General features: G+C 61.9%; 15 protein-coding genes. 6 read left to right on the top strand and 9 right to left on the bottom strand.

The window, feature by feature from the left end:
• Positions 1-164: 164 nt before the first annotated feature.
• From IVB42_RS30360 to IVB42_RS30330, 7 genes are read right to left on the bottom strand one after another with little or no spacing between them, the layout of a single operon-like run.
• A complete protein-coding gene (locus tag IVB42_RS30360) occupies positions 165-1,370 on the bottom strand; it encodes a phosphopentomutase (RefSeq protein WP_204511965.1) in 1,206 nt (401 codons plus the stop codon).
• Positions 1,358-2,311: a beta-xylosidase gene (locus tag IVB42_RS30355; protein WP_018460369.1), complete on the bottom strand. Its 954-nt coding sequence runs from the start codon at positions 2,309-2,311 to the stop codon at positions 1,358-1,360. Before IVB42_RS30355 ends, IVB42_RS30360 begins: the two co-directional genes overlap by 13 nt.
• On the bottom strand, positions 2,308-3,075 hold the full coding sequence (locus IVB42_RS30350; RefSeq protein WP_018460368.1) for a TIGR04290 family methyltransferase: 768 nt from the start codon (positions 3,073-3,075) through the stop codon (positions 2,308-2,310). The genes IVB42_RS30355 and IVB42_RS30350 overlap by 4 nt, the downstream gene beginning before the upstream one ends.
• On the bottom strand, positions 3,072-3,881 hold the full coding sequence (locus tag IVB42_RS30345; protein ID WP_018460367.1) for a nucleotidyltransferase family protein: 810 nt from the start codon (positions 3,879-3,881) through the stop codon (positions 3,072-3,074). Before IVB42_RS30345 ends, IVB42_RS30350 begins: the two co-directional genes overlap by 4 nt.
• Positions 3,882-3,883: 2 nt before the next feature.
• Positions 3,884-4,987, bottom strand: a complete 1,104-nt coding sequence (locus IVB42_RS30340; protein WP_018460366.1) for a glycosyltransferase — start codon at positions 4,985-4,987, stop codon at positions 3,884-3,886.
• Entirely contained in the window at positions 4,984-5,583 is a 600-nt protein-coding gene (locus IVB42_RS30335; RefSeq protein WP_018460365.1) for a histidine phosphatase family protein, read from the bottom strand. Before IVB42_RS30335 ends, IVB42_RS30340 begins: the two co-directional genes overlap by 4 nt.
• Positions 5,583-6,683 (bottom strand): inositol-3-phosphate synthase, encoded by a 1,101-nt coding sequence (locus IVB42_RS30330; protein WP_026234013.1) that lies wholly within the window; start codon positions 6,681-6,683, stop codon positions 5,583-5,585. Before IVB42_RS30330 ends, IVB42_RS30335 begins: the two co-directional genes overlap by 1 nt.
• Before the next feature lie 354 nt (positions 6,684-7,037).
• On the opposite strand from IVB42_RS30330, the gene IVB42_RS30325 reads away from it, so the two are divergent.
• Both IVB42_RS30325 and IVB42_RS30320 read left to right on the top strand, forming a co-directional pair.
• A complete protein-coding gene (locus IVB42_RS30325) occupies positions 7,038-7,325 on the top strand; it encodes a hypothetical protein (protein WP_018460363.1) in 288 nt (95 codons plus the stop codon).
• Positions 7,326-7,337: 12 nt separating this feature from the next.
• A complete protein-coding gene (locus IVB42_RS30320) occupies positions 7,338-8,300 on the top strand; it encodes a hypothetical protein (RefSeq protein ID WP_245288576.1) in 963 nt (320 codons plus the stop codon).
• Here the strand turns inward: IVB42_RS30320 and IVB42_RS30315 are convergent.
• A complete protein-coding gene (locus IVB42_RS30315) occupies positions 8,275-9,057 on the bottom strand; it encodes a Crp/Fnr family transcriptional regulator (RefSeq protein ID WP_085348983.1) in 783 nt (260 codons plus the stop codon). The two genes, IVB42_RS30320 and IVB42_RS30315, sit on opposite strands and share 26 nt — an antisense overlap.
• 574 nt (positions 9,058-9,631) lie before the next feature.
• Positions 9,632-10,639: a cupin domain-containing protein gene (locus tag IVB42_RS30310; RefSeq protein WP_198293418.1), complete on the bottom strand. Its 1,008-nt coding sequence runs from the start codon at positions 10,637-10,639 to the stop codon at positions 9,632-9,634.
• Between the two features lie 209 nt (positions 10,640-10,848).
• Between IVB42_RS30310 and IVB42_RS30305 the strand changes: the two genes are divergently transcribed.
• The 4 genes from IVB42_RS30305 to IVB42_RS30290 all read left to right on the top strand — a co-directional run bounded on the left by IVB42_RS30305 (position 10,849) and on the right by IVB42_RS30290 (position 14,128).
• The gene (locus tag IVB42_RS30305; RefSeq protein WP_247295128.1) at positions 10,849-11,406 is read left to right on the top strand and encodes a methyltransferase domain-containing protein; all 558 of its coding nucleotides are present in this window, start codon (positions 10,849-10,851) and stop codon (positions 11,404-11,406) included.
• 131 nt (positions 11,407-11,537) lie between these two features.
• Positions 11,538-11,879 carry a hypothetical protein gene (locus IVB42_RS30300; RefSeq protein ID WP_247393603.1) on the top strand — a complete coding sequence of 114 codons (342 nt, stop codon included), beginning with the start codon at positions 11,538-11,540 and terminating at the stop codon, positions 11,877-11,879.
• Positions 11,880-12,033: 154 nt separating this feature from the next.
• Positions 12,034-12,636, top strand: coding sequence for a methanethiol S-methyltransferase (gene mddA, locus IVB42_RS30295; RefSeq protein ID WP_345946484.1), 603 nt, complete (start codon positions 12,034-12,036; stop codon positions 12,634-12,636).
• A gap of 316 nt (positions 12,637-12,952) precedes the next feature.
• On the top strand, positions 12,953-14,128 hold the full coding sequence (locus IVB42_RS30290) for a LuxR family transcriptional regulator (RefSeq protein WP_247471636.1): 1,176 nt from the start codon (positions 12,953-12,955) through the stop codon (positions 14,126-14,128).
• Positions 14,129-14,184 lie beyond the last annotated feature (56 nt).

Raw genomic sequence — 14,184 nt, 5'->3', positions numbered from 1 at the left:
GTGATGAGAATGAAAGCGCGCTGCTGTTCTGGTCGAGCGACCGGCGCGCCAGTCACATTTGGAAGTAGAAGCGGTGCAAGGAATGTTCGTTCCTGCGAAACCTACAAACGAAAATTTCTCTAACCTGGATCAATAACCCAGGTGAATCTGCGCGGTGCAGCAGGCTAAAAATACACGCCGTGACCCGGTGCCTGCAGCTCGAGATGGCTCGCGACCGTCGCGCCGATGTCCGCAAATCCGGCGCGCTTGCCGATCGGAGAAGTTAACCGCGCGCTCCACGCCAAAACCGGCACTTGTTCCCGCGTGTGATCGGTACCGCTCCAGGTCGGATCGCAACCATGATCAGCCGTGATGATCAGGAGATCATCCTCGCGCAGGCGGTTCAAAAGATCCGGAACTCGCGCATCGAAGGCTTCGAGCGCCGCTGCATAGCCTGCCACATCTCGGCGATGGCCGTACAGCGTGTCGAAATCGATGAAATTGGCGAACAACATCCCGCCCTCCGCGAGAGAGGCCAGCCCATCATACGTGGCATCGAACAGCGCTTGGTTGCCATCGCCGCGCAGGTTCCTCCCGGTGCCGCGATGGGCGAAGATGTCGTCGATCTTGCCGATCGTTACGATGTCACGGCCTGCGCTCTCGGCAAGATCGAGGATCGTTCGCTCCGGCGGGGGGACGGAGAAGTCCTTCCTGTGCGCTGTTCGCTTGAAGTCACCTACCGACGTGCCGATGAAGGGGCGTGCGATGACGCGCCCGATGTTGAGGGGGTCGACCAGTCGGCGTGCAACACGGCAGACCTCATAGAGGCGTTCGAGACCGAACGTCTCCTCGTGCGCTGCGATCTGAAACACGCTGTCGGCCGATGTATAGCAGATCGGTTCGCCCGTTCTGATGTGACGCTCGCCGAATTCGGCGATGATCTCCGTGCCGGAGGCGTGACAGTTCCCGAGGATGCCGGGCACTCGAGCCTGTTCGCACAGGCTCTCCGTCAGGTCGCGCGCGAAGCATGGCTTGGTTCTTGGAAAATAGCCCCAGTCGAATGGCACCGGCACGCCGGCGATCTCCCAATGGCCCGAGGGCGTGTCCTTGCCTTTGGAGATCTCGCTCGCGCAGCCAAATCGCGCATGCTCAGTTGGGCCATCGAGCCCCGGCGGCACGCGCCCGGTGGCGAGACGGCAAGCCTGGCCAAGGCCGAGCGCAACCAGATTGGGAAGCTGAAGCGGCCCCTCCCGGTGCGGTCCGTCGGCATTGCCGGCCATGCACATCTCGGCAATGTGGCCGACGGTATCGGCACCCTCGTCGCCGTAATTGATGGCATCGGGCGCGGCGCCGATCCCGACGGAGTCCATCACCAGGATCACGGCACGCATGTCGGCTCCGAGATGGCCGGGCGCGAAGACGCTGCGGACGGCGCGAGCCCGGTTTTCGCGCAATAGCGTTCGACCATCTGCGCGCAGAACTCGGCGAACTCGTTCACGTCGAGCGGCGGGCTGGTGTGATGAGGCTCGATACCCCGATGTTCCGGGGTGAAGCAGAAGGTCACCGTGACCTGAAACTCGGCCAGCGCGTCCATCTGCCGATCGAACCAGTCGAGCGCATTGGGACGGAAGCTGTCGGCCCAGGACAGGCCAGTCCTGAGATGCTGCACGCCCAGCCGGCGCATCCAGCGCACGGCGTCGTCGAGGCGGTGGTCCTCGAAGTGAAACCACTGGCACAGGCCCATCGCAGGTGCATATTGGGCGAACAGGTCCGCCGAGGCTTTCGGCGTTCCGTCCTCGCGTAGCAGGCCCATGTGAAAATGCCTGTAGTAGGATGAACCTTCAGCTTCCTTGTGCCGGGTCGTGGCCTCCCAACTCGAAGGCAGATCGTAGAGGCTGTACCAGTGAATGCGCGGAGCGCGGCCGATCAACAACTCCGCCGTTCGGGTCAGGCCCCAAGCCTGCACCTCCTCGGCGCCGAAAGACGAGACTCCCACCTCCGTGACCCAAACAGGCAGCGGGGTGACGGCCTTGATCTCGTCGATCTTGGCCGGCCATTCCGCGATCTGCCACAGGTTCCAGTCCAGCGGAAAGCCGTGCACGGCCACGACATCGACATGATCGAGTACGCCGCGCGCCTGCATGTTGCGCAGGAAGGACGGATCGATCGGCGATATGCCGCCAAGCACACGTGGGAGTGTGGGATGCGCGCTGCGGATCGCCTTTCCGGCAGCGAGCGACAGGCTCGCGAACATGGTCCAATCCGGATCGATCAGGATGTCCCAGTGCGACTTGTTGTTGGGCTCGTTCCAGATCTTGGCGGCTTCGATCATCGGCCAGTCTCCCGCGACGGATAAACCGGACCTTCCGCCTGCGGCCTTGTCACCCGTTTGCAGAGATAGACTTCCTCTTCCGGATGCGCCGCGATCGCAAAGCCGGCGCTGCGCAGCATGGCTTCGGCGCAGGCGCGGTTCGGCACCCACCAATTGGTGGGGTCGTCGGCATATTTGTTCTCGATGAAGTGCAGCTTTGGATAGCCCGGGGAATCGAACTGATCGGTGGTCCAGAAGTCATAGTTCTTGTCGAGGGAATCCACGCGGCTGTCGCCGCGCTGCATCGACTGGAACAGCAGGAGATCGTCAGCCACGTGCTCGTGGATCAGGTCGAGTGCCAGCAGAGGGTGCCGCAGGTGGTAGAGCACGCCCATGAAGATCACGAGATCGAATTTTTCGCGCAGCTGGCCGACATCATAGGCTGACATCTTGCGGAATTCGATCCTGAGCCCGTTCACCTCGGCCGCGAAGCGGGCTTGCGCGAGATATTCGTCGTCGGTGTCCAGGCCGAGGACGCGCTCGGCGCCGCGCCGCTTCATCTCCATGGCGTAGAAACCGGCATTGCAGCCGATATCGAGCACGGTCTTGCCTTCGAGGCGGTCCGGAATGATCCCGGAAAAGCGGCGCCATTTCACGTTGGGATAGTCGCCGAGAAAGTGTGAAGGCGCTGTCGGCACGCCGTTCAGGTCCAGATTGTGAAACCATGGCCCGAGCGCATCGACGCGCTGGCGGATTTCCTCGCGGGAGAGGGCGCCTCTGCTCATGCGGTCACTCCATTGTTCATTGCGGAGGCAGGGCGGATTGCCTCCGGCGAACCGCCGGCCAGCAGTCGAGAGCGTCCGTTCCCGGCGGAGCTTTCCGCGAGCAACGCCATTGCCGTCCGGTAGCCATCGATGGTGCCGACGTCGACATAGGATTCGCCGGCCTTGACGCCGAGACCCTGGCCGCCGCCCGCGATGTAGGCATTGACGAGCGTCCCGAAATATTCATCGCGGCGGTCGCGCTTCGTCCACAACGACTGAAGCTCGCGAAATCCGTGGCCGGACATCTTGAAGGCGCCCCATATCCATTTCGACACCGCATCCGGCTGCTTGACCTGGATCTCCGTGACGCGATCGCCGTCGAGCACGACGGCATCGAAGAACTCGGGATGTTCGACCGGAAACAGCAGAAACGACAGGTCGGCGGCCGGCAACGTCTGCAAGGCCGCCTTTGGGAACCATACGGTATCCGGAAGTCCGACCAGGACGTCTTCGTCGTGGCCAACGACCGTGCCCGCCCTGAACACGGCATCGCACAGCCCCGACGCATCGGGCTGCACGACATAGGCGAGCTGGGCGCTGCCATAATGATCGCCGAAATATTCGAGGATGTCCGATTTGCCGGGGGAGATCACGAAGCAGATCTTGTCGGCGCCCCCAAGGATCAGCCGCTCCAGCAGATATTCGGAGACGGCGCACGGACGGTCGATGCCGTCGTCCCGTTGGCTTCCGACCGGAAGCAACTCCTTGGAGAAGGCGAGCGGCTGGATGCGGCTGCCGCGGCCCGCGGCCGGAACGATGCCCCACATGATCAGGCCTCCTCGGGTTGCTGTCGGCGCGCGCCGAGCGATGCCGTCTGCTCGAGCAGCCAAATCAGTTCGGCTGCGCGCTTGTCGGATGTGTGCTGATCCATGGTCCGTTCATAGGCGCGCCCGGCAATGTGCTGAAGCTCGGCGTCGGCCATCGTCAACGCAGCAAGCGTGTCCTTCGCATCGCATGCGATCAGGATCTCCTGCCCAGGTACAAAGAATTCATCGAGTCCCGGCCAGTCGTCGCTGAGCAGCGGGGCCTTGCAGGCAGCGGCTTCGAACAGGCGGCCGGAGGGGCACCAGCCCATCTCGGCCATGGCGCGGCGCGTGACGTTGAGTGTCAGCCGGGATGACGCAAAGAACGCCGCGTGCTCCGACGGCGGCAAGTGCTGCACGAAGTAGATGTTTGGCGACCAGGGAAAATCTTCCGGATATTGTGCACCTCCAATCAGGAAGCGCAGATCCTGCCTGTTACGTGCGGGTTCGACGAACAGAGCCTCGAGTGCGCGCTGGCGATCCTGCGAATATGTGCCGAGATAGGACAGATCCGCACGGTAATGCGGCTGCGACGGCACCGGCCGATGGATGTCCGTATCGACGTGTCCGTAGAGCGGGCGGACGTTGCAGGCGCCGAGCCTGTCGCGAAATTCGTTGCAGATGCGGGAGCCGCCGGTGAAGCTCAGGACCAGGGCGAAATCCCGCAGGCCGCGCGGCCCGATATAGGGAACGGCCTCGCCGGCCATCAGCTTCGTCAGCGTGACCGGCGTGTCGAGGTCATAGAACACGGGCACCGCACGACCCTCGGACAGGACAAGCTCTGTCGCGGCGATCGCGTCGGGACAATAGGACGTTATGATCGCGACATCTGCATCACGGATTTCGCTCCGCGCCAAAGGCAGCACATCGTCCCAGTTCGAGAACAGTCGCAATTGCCCGCCGGGCAGTTCGTGCAAATCCCGCGCGCCCGCGTAGTAGGGCACGTCGCGCTCGAAAAAGACGACGCTGTGGCCGGCTCGCGCGAGATGCTTGCAAAGCCCTCGCCACAGGGTGGCGTGACCGTTGCCCCAGGACGAGGAAATTGTCAGGCCGAAAATGACGATCTTCACGCTGGCACCCGCTGATTGATCCCGGTGATCTTGAGTCCGCGATTGTCCACGCTGAGGGTGCTGACGCTGCCGGGGTCGATCTCGATCGAGAGGAAGTCGTCGAGCTCTTTCCGGGAATAGTGCAGCAGCGCCGCGCGGATCGGTTCGGCATGGCTGACGGCGACGACGACGGTGCCGCTACCATGATCGTTGCGCAGCTGCTCCAGATGGGCGACGACGCGCTTCTGAAGCGACCGCATGCTTTCGCCCCCCGGCGGGCGGTTCGTTCCGCGTTGTTCGTTCCAGCGCGACCAGCGGGGATCCCGGGCGAGCGCCTCGAACGACAGTCCGGTCCATTCGCCGTAGTCGAGCTCGTCGAGTGCCGGCACGATCTCGACCGGCAAGCCGAAGCGCGCCGCCAGGATGCAGGCCGACTGCATGCAGCGCCGCTGCGGGCTCGACTGAACCATGCTCGGCGGGGGCGTGAAAGTATCGGCGCATCGCGCGATTTCCTCGCAGCCGAGATCATCGAGCTCTACGCCCTTCATCCGGCCACAGAGCGTGCGGCCGAGCAGGGCATGATGCCCGTGGCGGATCAGATGAATGATCTTCGCCATCAGGTATACGCCTTGTCGTCGATGAAGGCGCGCGTTCGCCGTCCGGCCTCTTCGTCCGTGAACTGCTGAGGCGGCGACTTCATGAAATAGCTCGAGGGGCCCGTCAGCGCGCCGGCCTGCCCGCGGTCCATGGCGAGCTTGGCGCAGCGGACCGCGTCGATCACGACACCCGCCGAGTTCGGGGAGTCCCAGACTTCGAGCTTGACTTCCGCGCTCAAGGGAACACCGCCGAACGTGGTGCCCTCCAGGCGGATAAAGGCCAGCTTGCGGTCGGTCAGCCACGGCACATGGTCGCTCGGGCCGACATGGATATTATCGGCATCCATGGGCACGTCGAACTGGCTGGTTACGGCTTGGGTTTTGGAGATCTTCTTTGATGTCAGCCGCTCGCGCTCGAGCATGTTCTTGAAATCGGTGTTGCCGCCGATGTTGAGCTGGTAGGTTCTGTCCAGCCGTACGCCGCGTTCACGGAAGAGATTGGCGAGCACACGGTGCAGAATGGTGGCGCCGACCTGGCTCTTGATGTCGTCGCCGACGATCGGCAGGCCTGCATCCTCGAAACGCCGCCGCCAGTCGGGATTCGAGGCAATGAAGACGGGGATGCAATTGACGTAGCCGCAGCCGGCCTCGATCGCGCGCGCGGCGTAAAATTCGCTCGCACGCTGCGAGCCGACGGGAAGATAGGACACAAGCACGTCCGTGCGCGAGGTCGCGAGCACTTCGGAGACGTCGGCTTCCGGGACATCCGCAATCGGGACGTCGTCCTTTAGATAATGGCCGACACCGTCCATGACGGGGCCGCGTTGGACCATGACGCCGGTGGGGGCGACGTCGGAGAAGCGGTGCGTGTTGTTCGGCGCTGCGAAGATCGCCTCGGCCACGTCGCGTCCGACCTTGCCGGCATGGACGTCGAAGGCCGACGCGACCTGAATGTCGCTGATGTGGTAGCCGCCGAGATCGGCGTTCATCAGCCCAGGCACCGGTTCATTCGATTTGGCGTCCCGGTAATAGGAGAGCCCTTGAACGAAGGAGCTCGCACAATTGCCGACACCGACGATGCCGACGCGCACGCGCCGCCTGTCCTGAAGACGAGAATGCATGGCTAGAGGCCCTCCGGAAGACGTGCAGCGTTAAGGCATGCAGTGTTGAAGAGATGCAGTGTTGACGTAAGTACGTCGGCGAACGTGGGGAACGTATGTTCGTTCCTGAACTCACTGCACTATGTCCGCCTCACGTCGGATTCCGGCCGAAAAAATCTCGCGCGCTTAACCTGGGATAGAATCCCGGGCGGGTTGGTGGGAACGAAAAGCTTCCATGATGAAGATGAAGAAGATGATGTTTTGAGAGAGTCCGGCCTACGAAAGAACAAATGCTCGCGCCCGGCGTTCACGGCGAAACAGTCCGACGCGAGGGCCGATCCGTCGCTCGCTCCTTGTCAGCAATCGAGGTGTCACATGTCATCCAAATCACAAACCAGCGAAGCCCAGCAGACCACCAGCCATGATGTGATCCGGAAATGGGCGGAGGAGCGCGGCGGAAAGCCTGCAACGGTCAAGGCCACGGAGGAGGACGGACACGCCGGTATCCTGCGCATCGATTTCGATCCGCCCGACGAAGGTCTCGATCGGATCAGCTGGGACGAATTCTTCGCCAAGTTCGACGAGGCCGGCATTGCCTTCCTCCATCAGGACCAGACCAAGGATGGGAAGCCGAGCCGCTTTCACAAATTCGTACGGCGCTAGTTGGATCGCCACGTGTCGGGCAGCTGGACCGAGGCGATGCGGGCAGGCGACTTCGAACGCGCCTGGGCAATCAATGACCGCGATCTGGCAATGCTTGCGTATCCACCCAAGCACACCGGGCCGCGTCACCTGCAGCGGATCTGGCGTGGTGAGGAACTGAGGGGCAAGGATGTGCTGGTCCGCTGCTACCACGGGCTCGGCGACACTATCCAGTTCCTGCGCTTCATGCGGCCGCTTCGTGACGTCGCGCGCCGCGTCACGGTCTGGTGCCAGGGCGAGCTTCTGCCGCTGGTCGAGCGAGCGGCTGGCGTCGATCGGGCCTTCGCGCTCCATGATGGTGCACCTGAGGTCGACTTCGAGGTCGATATCGAGATTATGGAGGTGCCGCATGCCATAAGGGCGAGGCGAGAGCAGGTCGAGATGCGCGCACCTTACCTGTCGTTGCCGACCAAGGTCGAACCAGCGCTCCCGCAAGACCGAGGTCTCGAACTCAGGGGCCTTGCCGTGGGCCTGGTTTGGGAAGTCGGCAATTGGGACAAGCGGAGGACCGTTCCGCCGTCCCTGTTGGGACATCTTGCCGTTCCCGGCGTGACGCTCTGCTCACTGCAACGCGGGGCCCGAACGTGCGAACTGGCCGAGATCGGCGCGAGGGACGTCAGCACGCCTGACGTTACGGTTCTCGGTCATCTCCTCCAGCGGCTCGATCTCGTCATTTGCGTCGACACTATGGTGGCCCATCTCGCGGGAGCACTCGGCTGTGAGGCGTGGGTCTTATTGCATGCGGATTGCGACTGGCGCTGGCCGGCATCCGAGGCCCATTCCCTTTGGTATCCGAGCCTGCGGCTGTTTCATCAGAGGACACCAGGCAACTGGGATAGCGTCCTTGAAGAGGTGCGGGAGGCCCTGATTGCACGCTCCGCAAGTTTCCAAGGTGTCGTCCGAAAGGAGCTCAAGCGAGCGCAAGGTCCGCCGTAAGTGGCCTGAGACGCGAGGACGACGCATCGTCGCGGCTGGACGAAATGCTCAGGTAAGTCGGATCGAATCTTGCGAGCCGCACGAGTCCCTGCCAGTCCGTGATCGTTACCGTCTTGCCCTGCCATTGCAGGAGATTGCATCGTCGCAGTTCCTGAATCGTGCGGTTGGCGTGGACCGGGGAGATGCTGCATGCTGCCGCAAGGTCCGATTGGGTGAAGGGTGACGGCAGTCTGAAATCTCTCGCCAAGCCGACGCTTTGCAGCCGGGTGGTGATCTCGCACAGCAGATGCGCCACGCGCGTCAATGCATCACGGCTACCCAGGTTCACTGTCCAGTTGCGCTGAATGGCGTGGGTGGTGAGCAGCATCAGCAGCAATGCGCGAGACATCGCGGGCGAACGCGCGGACAAATCGTGAAAGAAGCGGTGTGGCACGAGAGCGACGATGGCAGGGCCGAGCGCGATCAGGTTGCCGTCAACGCGAGGACGATAAAGCGTGTGTAGATCGGCGATGTCACCGGGAACATGGATTGACGTGATCTGCCCGTCCGCACTCTCTGCATCCTGCCACGACAGATATCCCTGAAGGAGCAGGCAGCACTGGGTGGCATCATCGCCATGCCGCAAAACGGCCTGACGCGAACCGAGATGCGCGATTGTGCTTGCCATGTCCGCGAGCAGGTGGAGATCGTCGGCCGTTACGGGAGTGAGGCTCGCCAACCGGTCGGCGAGCTTGGAGAACGCAAATCCTGCCTGCATTGGTCGCCTAATAACTCAGAACCCGTCCCCAATTTGATCGATGAGAACGACAGAGCGCATTAAACTTTGATAGTTTTACTCCATGCAGGTCATTGTTTGTCTGCCCAGCATGCGCCCAGAAGTGCGAGGGCGATCGGTCAAACGGTTCCGGAATAGTAGACGGCGCATGCGATCGTCCTCAAGGATCGGACGATTCGGGAACCGGAAGCGCGAGTCGCGCTCAGGCGAAGCATCTGTGTTTCTCGCGGCGGGATCCGCGGAGATCGCGCTAGTCATGCTCATACTGTTCCGAGAGAAACTGATTGATCGCGTCGAAGGCCTGCAACCGGTTCTTCTCCAGCAGGACCATGTGCGTGCCTTCGCCGATCTCGACCCGTCGCCGATATCGCGCGGGTTTGTGCGCACTGAAATTGGCGTGCGTGACGCGTGCCCGTGCTCCAGGTCCACGCCGAGGGCACTAGGACGTGCGTATCAGCTGGTCACATGCTCCGCTGTGCGAGATAGACAAGAGGTGCGATTCCGACCGTCCAGGGCCGGTTTGACCCGCTACGGCTCTCGCCGCGACGGCGACGCATCATTTCCTGATCGTCCCCCTATGGAGGCTCGTTCTGAAACTTGACGCTTGCGCAATCAATTGCGTTGTCAGCGTTGCCGCCATCGCGCAGGCGCCAGGCCGAATTCCCGGCTGAATGCTTCTCCGGATCCGTAACCCACTTCCTCTGCGATTTGGTCGATCGGCTTGCGTGTTTCTCGTAGGCTCACCTTGGCTGCCTGAAGCCGCCAGATGGTCAGATACCGGATTGGTGGCACCCCGATCAGGGTTGTGAAGCGGTCGACGAAGGCGCTCCGCGACATCGAGACTTCTCTCGCAAGGGACTTCCGCGGACCACGGCAGCCCGACGTTATGATGAATGGAGGCGAGCGCGCGTCCGATTTTCGGATCGGCAATCCCCTTCAGCCATCCTCCATCTTGATCGGTGTATGTCACGGAATATTGCCGCATCGCCTCTACGAACAGCAGTTCGGAAAGCCGAGACATCAGGTTTGACGAGGCGAACCTGCCGGCCGTCAGTTCGCCGGCTGCATATCGCACTGAAGCCTCGATCCAGTCGCGTGCGACCCCCTCGCGAATGTCGAGCTTCAGCACTCTTGGCAGGGCCGCGATCAACGGATTATAGGTTTCCTCGCTGCCGAGAAAACCGCACACGATTTGCGCCGGCTCACCGCCTCCGCCGTGCATAATTTTTGCCAGCCCCCCATCCGGTGACGGCTGAATGAGATGACGCGCGTTTGTCGGTACCAGACCCGCGTCGCTGGCGAGTGTATGAACATCGTTTCTGGGCAGCAGTACGATCTCGCCGGCCCGCACCTCGACTGTAGGTTCGCTGTCGACGCTGAGCAGAAATTTTCCGGCGATGACGAAGTGGTAAGCGATCAGCAGCGAGGGCTTGACCGCGAAGGTCACGCAGTCCTCAGCGACGATCTGCGTATGGACGCTCCACGGCGCGGTGAACCGCGCATCCAGAAAAATGCCGCCGGTCAGGCGAACCGATCGAAGCACTTCCGATAGCGGATCGATCATTAGGCTAATCTCAGATTTGGACGATCGGTCAACTGATCCGGCTGGGCGATCATTCACCGTGGCGGTCCCCGCGCTTATACGGGGCTCATGAATGAACTGCCAAGCAACCGATTCCTCCACGTTTCCTTGAGACGCTGTCCAGACGGTCAGGCGGACGCGGAACCGGTTGCGGAAGAATGGAAAAGCGGGACGCCACGACGGGGTTCTGGATGGCAACCAAGCAGACGGATATCCCGATCATGAGCATCGCGCAGGCTACCGCAACCGTCACGCCGTATATCGATTTCTGGAACGCTGTACTGGCTCCGAAATTCAATGCGTGGCGGCACATCCTCGCCGGCGGCCTTCACCTGCATAGCGCTAAAGTCTTCCCGTCGCTGCCGATCAGAGCCGGCGACAGGGCCCTGGATGTGGGATGTGGCTGGGGCGACACCGCAATTGAACTTGCGCGGCGCGTCGGACCGACCGGATCCGTCCTCGGCCTCGATTGCTGCAATGCCTTCCTCGACGTCGGCCGCGCAGATGCGAAGGAGGCAGGGGTGACCAATCTCAGCTTTCTCGAAGCGGATGTTCAGACCCATCCGTTCGAGCCGGTACATGATTTTTGCTTCTCTCGCTTTGGAACCCAGTTCTTCGAAAACCCAACGGCTGGCTTGAGCAACTTGCGATTTGCGCTCAAGCCGGGTGGACTGATGACGATGGTCGTCTGGCGCGAACGGGCGGACAATCCGTGGCTTACACTGTCGAAGGAGGTTCTGCTTCGCTAGCTGCCCCCCGTCAGGGAAGACGCTGCAACCTGCGGGCCCGGACCGTTTTCTATGACCGATCCCGAGGCCGTGACTCGGCAATTGATGATTGCCGGCTACGGCGGCATCAGGTTCGAACGGATGCCGAAGTCTTGGTCGGGCGAGATCTTGACGAAGCGGTCGCGTTTCAGCTCGCGATCGGTCCCGCAGGGGAGGTTTATCGCGAAGCCGGTCCGAAGGCTGCTCGTTTGTTTGATACGCTGGTGGCGGCCTTGAAGGACGAGTTGAAACAATTCGTCCGCCCTGAAGGCGTGATGATGAATTCAAGCTCTTGGATGGTCACCGTGCAGAATCCGGGATCACCGCCGCGGCCCCGGGGTGACGTACCCGCGCCAGTCGCTGCTCGAAATCTCTTCATTGTAAGCACCGCCGCAGCCGCCGCCGCTATCGGACGAATCGATGCAAAAAAAATGAACTCTCTGGGAGAAGATTGATGGCAGGTCTAGTTGCGGTCCTCTACGGCACTGCCGCTTACGGTGTCACGCTCGTCGCCTTGCTCTATCTCACTGGCTTCACCGGGAACCTGCTCCTCCAAAGTCTATCGATTCCGGGGCCATTGGTCCGGTTCTGGCAAGCATTGTTATCGATGTGCTGCTAATCGGAGTGTTCGCGATCCAGCACAGCGTGATGGCGCGTCAGGGCTTCAAGCGCTGGTGGACGCGAATCGTGCCGGCTTCGGTCGAGCGCAGCACCTACGTGCTGTTCGCCAGCTTTGCACTGCTGTTGCTGTACTGGCAGTGGCAGCCGATCCCCACGCCGGTCTGGACCGTGAACCACCCGGTCGCGGCGGGGGCGATCGACGCCGTCTTCTGGCTGGGTTGGGTCGTGCTGGTGGTCAGCACGTTTCTTCTCAATCATTTCGAGTTGTTCGGCCTCAGCCAGGTGTTCATGCACCTGTTCGGTAAACAACCGCCCGAAGCCAAATTCCGCACGCCGTTGCTCTACCGGTATGTCCGCCATCCGATCTATCTCGGCATCCTGCTCGCAGTCTGGGCCACGCCTGCGATGACGGTCGGTCATCTGGTCTATTCGCTTGGCATCACAGCCTACATCCTGATCGGCATTCAGTTGGAAGAGCACGATCTGATCCAGCAGTTCGGCAACCGGTATCGCCGCTACCGCCGTCACGCGGCCATGCTCGTCCCGCTTTCATGCCGAAGCTTCGCCGCGTCCCAGGACGCCGACATCTGACCCGAGACGCTCGTCAAGACAGGCCAATCAGTCCGCAAGCAGGGGTGGATTCAAGCGGCGCGGCGTCCGGTCGCAGCCGTATCGACACGGCCAGGGCGGCGTGCGCATCGCGTTCTGATCAACTCATTTCAACCTGCGGCGTCCGGCCAAGAGGATCACCGACCGCATGACCATCCTCCATTTGAAGGATGGCCGATATTCCCTGCGGCTCCGGTGGGACACGATCAAAATGATTTGAGCGCGATAACGGCTCGCTATCAGCGGAAAAGCTTAAAGTTGTCTCACAGCTATCCTCACACCGGGGGCGCGTCTTCGAATGAACAGGGTTTCACATCCGCGGTCGGTTTCGGAATCGTCGAAAGACAATTCAGATGATCAGCAGCAACTGAGCGACCTGATCAGCGTCATCTACGATGCCGCCATCGATCCCTCTCGTTGGGAAGACGCCATCGTCAGCATCGTGCAATTCGTTGGCGGCGCAGCAGGCGGGCTGTTCTGCAAGGACGTCGGTGTCCAGCACGCCACGGTGCCCCATCGCTTTGGATTTGACGTGCCGTTGCGGGTCGAACTCTTTCGGCAGATTTATTCCTCCGCGGAGGGGCACTTTCTCGGTGACCTCGAGCAGCCGATCGCGACGACCGATTTGATGTCTTTCGCAGCACTCACCCAGAGTGAACTATACCGGCAGTGGGCCGAGCCCCAGGGGCTTGTCGATTTTGTCAGCGCGGTTGTCGACAGGACCACGGTCAGCACAGCTATTTTCGGGGTCTTCCGCCACCGGCGAAATGGGCTCGTCGACGAGCACGCGCGCCGGCAAATGAGGCTGATCGCGCCGCATATCAGGCGTGCCGTCGTGATCGGCAAGATGTTCGAGTTCAAGGCCGCTGAACTCGCGACGTTCGTTGACACGCTGGACGGGCTCGGTGCTGGCATGTATCTCGTCTATCCCGGTGGACGTCTCATTCACGCCAATACGGCCGGCAATGCCATTCTCGACGCTCGTGATATTCTGAGTTCCGTGGGCGGGCGGCTGGTCGCCAGCGATCCTCAGGTCGACCGCACCCTGCGAGATGTCTTCGCCACCGCGGGGCAGGGCGATGCCGCACTTGGTATAAGGGGCATCGCGTTGCCGCTGACCGGCAGGGAGGGCGACCGCTATGTGGCCCATGCATTGCCCCTCACGTCAGGCGCGCGTCGGCGTGCTGGTATTGTTTACACCGCCACGGCGGCCTTGTTCGTTCGCAAGGCGTCGCTGGCGGTTGCTTCTATTCCCGGAGCCATCGGCAGCGCGTTCAAGCTGACGCCGACCGAACTCCGCGTGTTGCTGGCCATCGTCGAGGTCGGTGGCGTTCCTGAGGTCGCTATGGCGTTCGGGGTCGCCGATAGCACGGTTAGGACGCATGTCAGCTGGTTGTTTGAAAAAACAGGCACCGCGCGCCAGGCGGATCTCGTCAAGCTGGTTGCAGGCTATACGACGCCCCTGGCGGGATAGGAGAGAGGGCGCTCATTGCAGCACCCAGAAGCAGCAAATATTTGCGCGCTCCTCCC

Source organism: Bradyrhizobium sp. 45, assembly GCF_023073155.1.
GTDB classification, from domain to species: Bacteria; Pseudomonadota; Alphaproteobacteria; order Rhizobiales; family Xanthobacteraceae; genus Bradyrhizobium; species Bradyrhizobium canariense_D.
This window is presented reverse-complemented; position numbering and strand designations above follow the sequence as displayed.

Excerpts from the sequence above, each read along its gene's own strand:
- IVB42_RS30360 (WP_204511965.1), bottom strand. The coding sequence starts at position 1,370 with ATGCGTGCCGTGATCCTGGTGATGGACTCCGTCGGGATCGGCGCCGCG.
- IVB42_RS30355 (WP_018460369.1), bottom strand. The coding sequence starts at position 2,311 with ATGATCGAAGCCGCCAAGATCTGGAACGAGCCCAACAACAAGTCGCAC.
- IVB42_RS30350 (WP_018460368.1), bottom strand. The coding sequence starts at position 3,075 with ATGAGCAGAGGCGCCCTCTCCCGCGAGGAAATCCGCCAGCGCGTCGAT.
- IVB42_RS30345 (WP_018460367.1), bottom strand. The coding sequence starts at position 3,881 with ATGTGGGGCATCGTTCCGGCCGCGGGCCGCGGCAGCCGCATCCAGCCG.
- IVB42_RS30335 (WP_018460365.1), bottom strand. The coding sequence starts at position 5,583 with ATGGCGAAGATCATTCATCTGATCCGCCACGGGCATCATGCCCTGCTC.
- IVB42_RS30330 (WP_026234013.1), bottom strand. The coding sequence starts at position 6,683 with ATGCATTCTCGTCTTCAGGACAGGCGGCGCGTGCGCGTCGGCATCGTC.
- IVB42_RS30325 (WP_018460363.1), top strand. The coding sequence starts at position 7,038 with ATGTCATCCAAATCACAAACCAGCGAAGCCCAGCAGACCACCAGCCAT.
- IVB42_RS30315 (WP_085348983.1), bottom strand. The coding sequence starts at position 9,057 with ATGCAGGCAGGATTTGCGTTCTCCAAGCTCGCCGACCGGTTGGCGAGC.
- IVB42_RS30310 (WP_198293418.1), bottom strand. The coding sequence starts at position 10,639 with ATGATCGATCCGCTATCGGAAGTGCTTCGATCGGTTCGCCTGACCGGC.
- IVB42_RS30305 (WP_247295128.1), top strand. The coding sequence starts at position 10,849 with ATGGCAACCAAGCAGACGGATATCCCGATCATGAGCATCGCGCAGGCT.
- IVB42_RS30290 (WP_247471636.1), top strand. The coding sequence starts at position 12,953 with ATGAACAGGGTTTCACATCCGCGGTCGGTTTCGGAATCGTCGAAAGAC.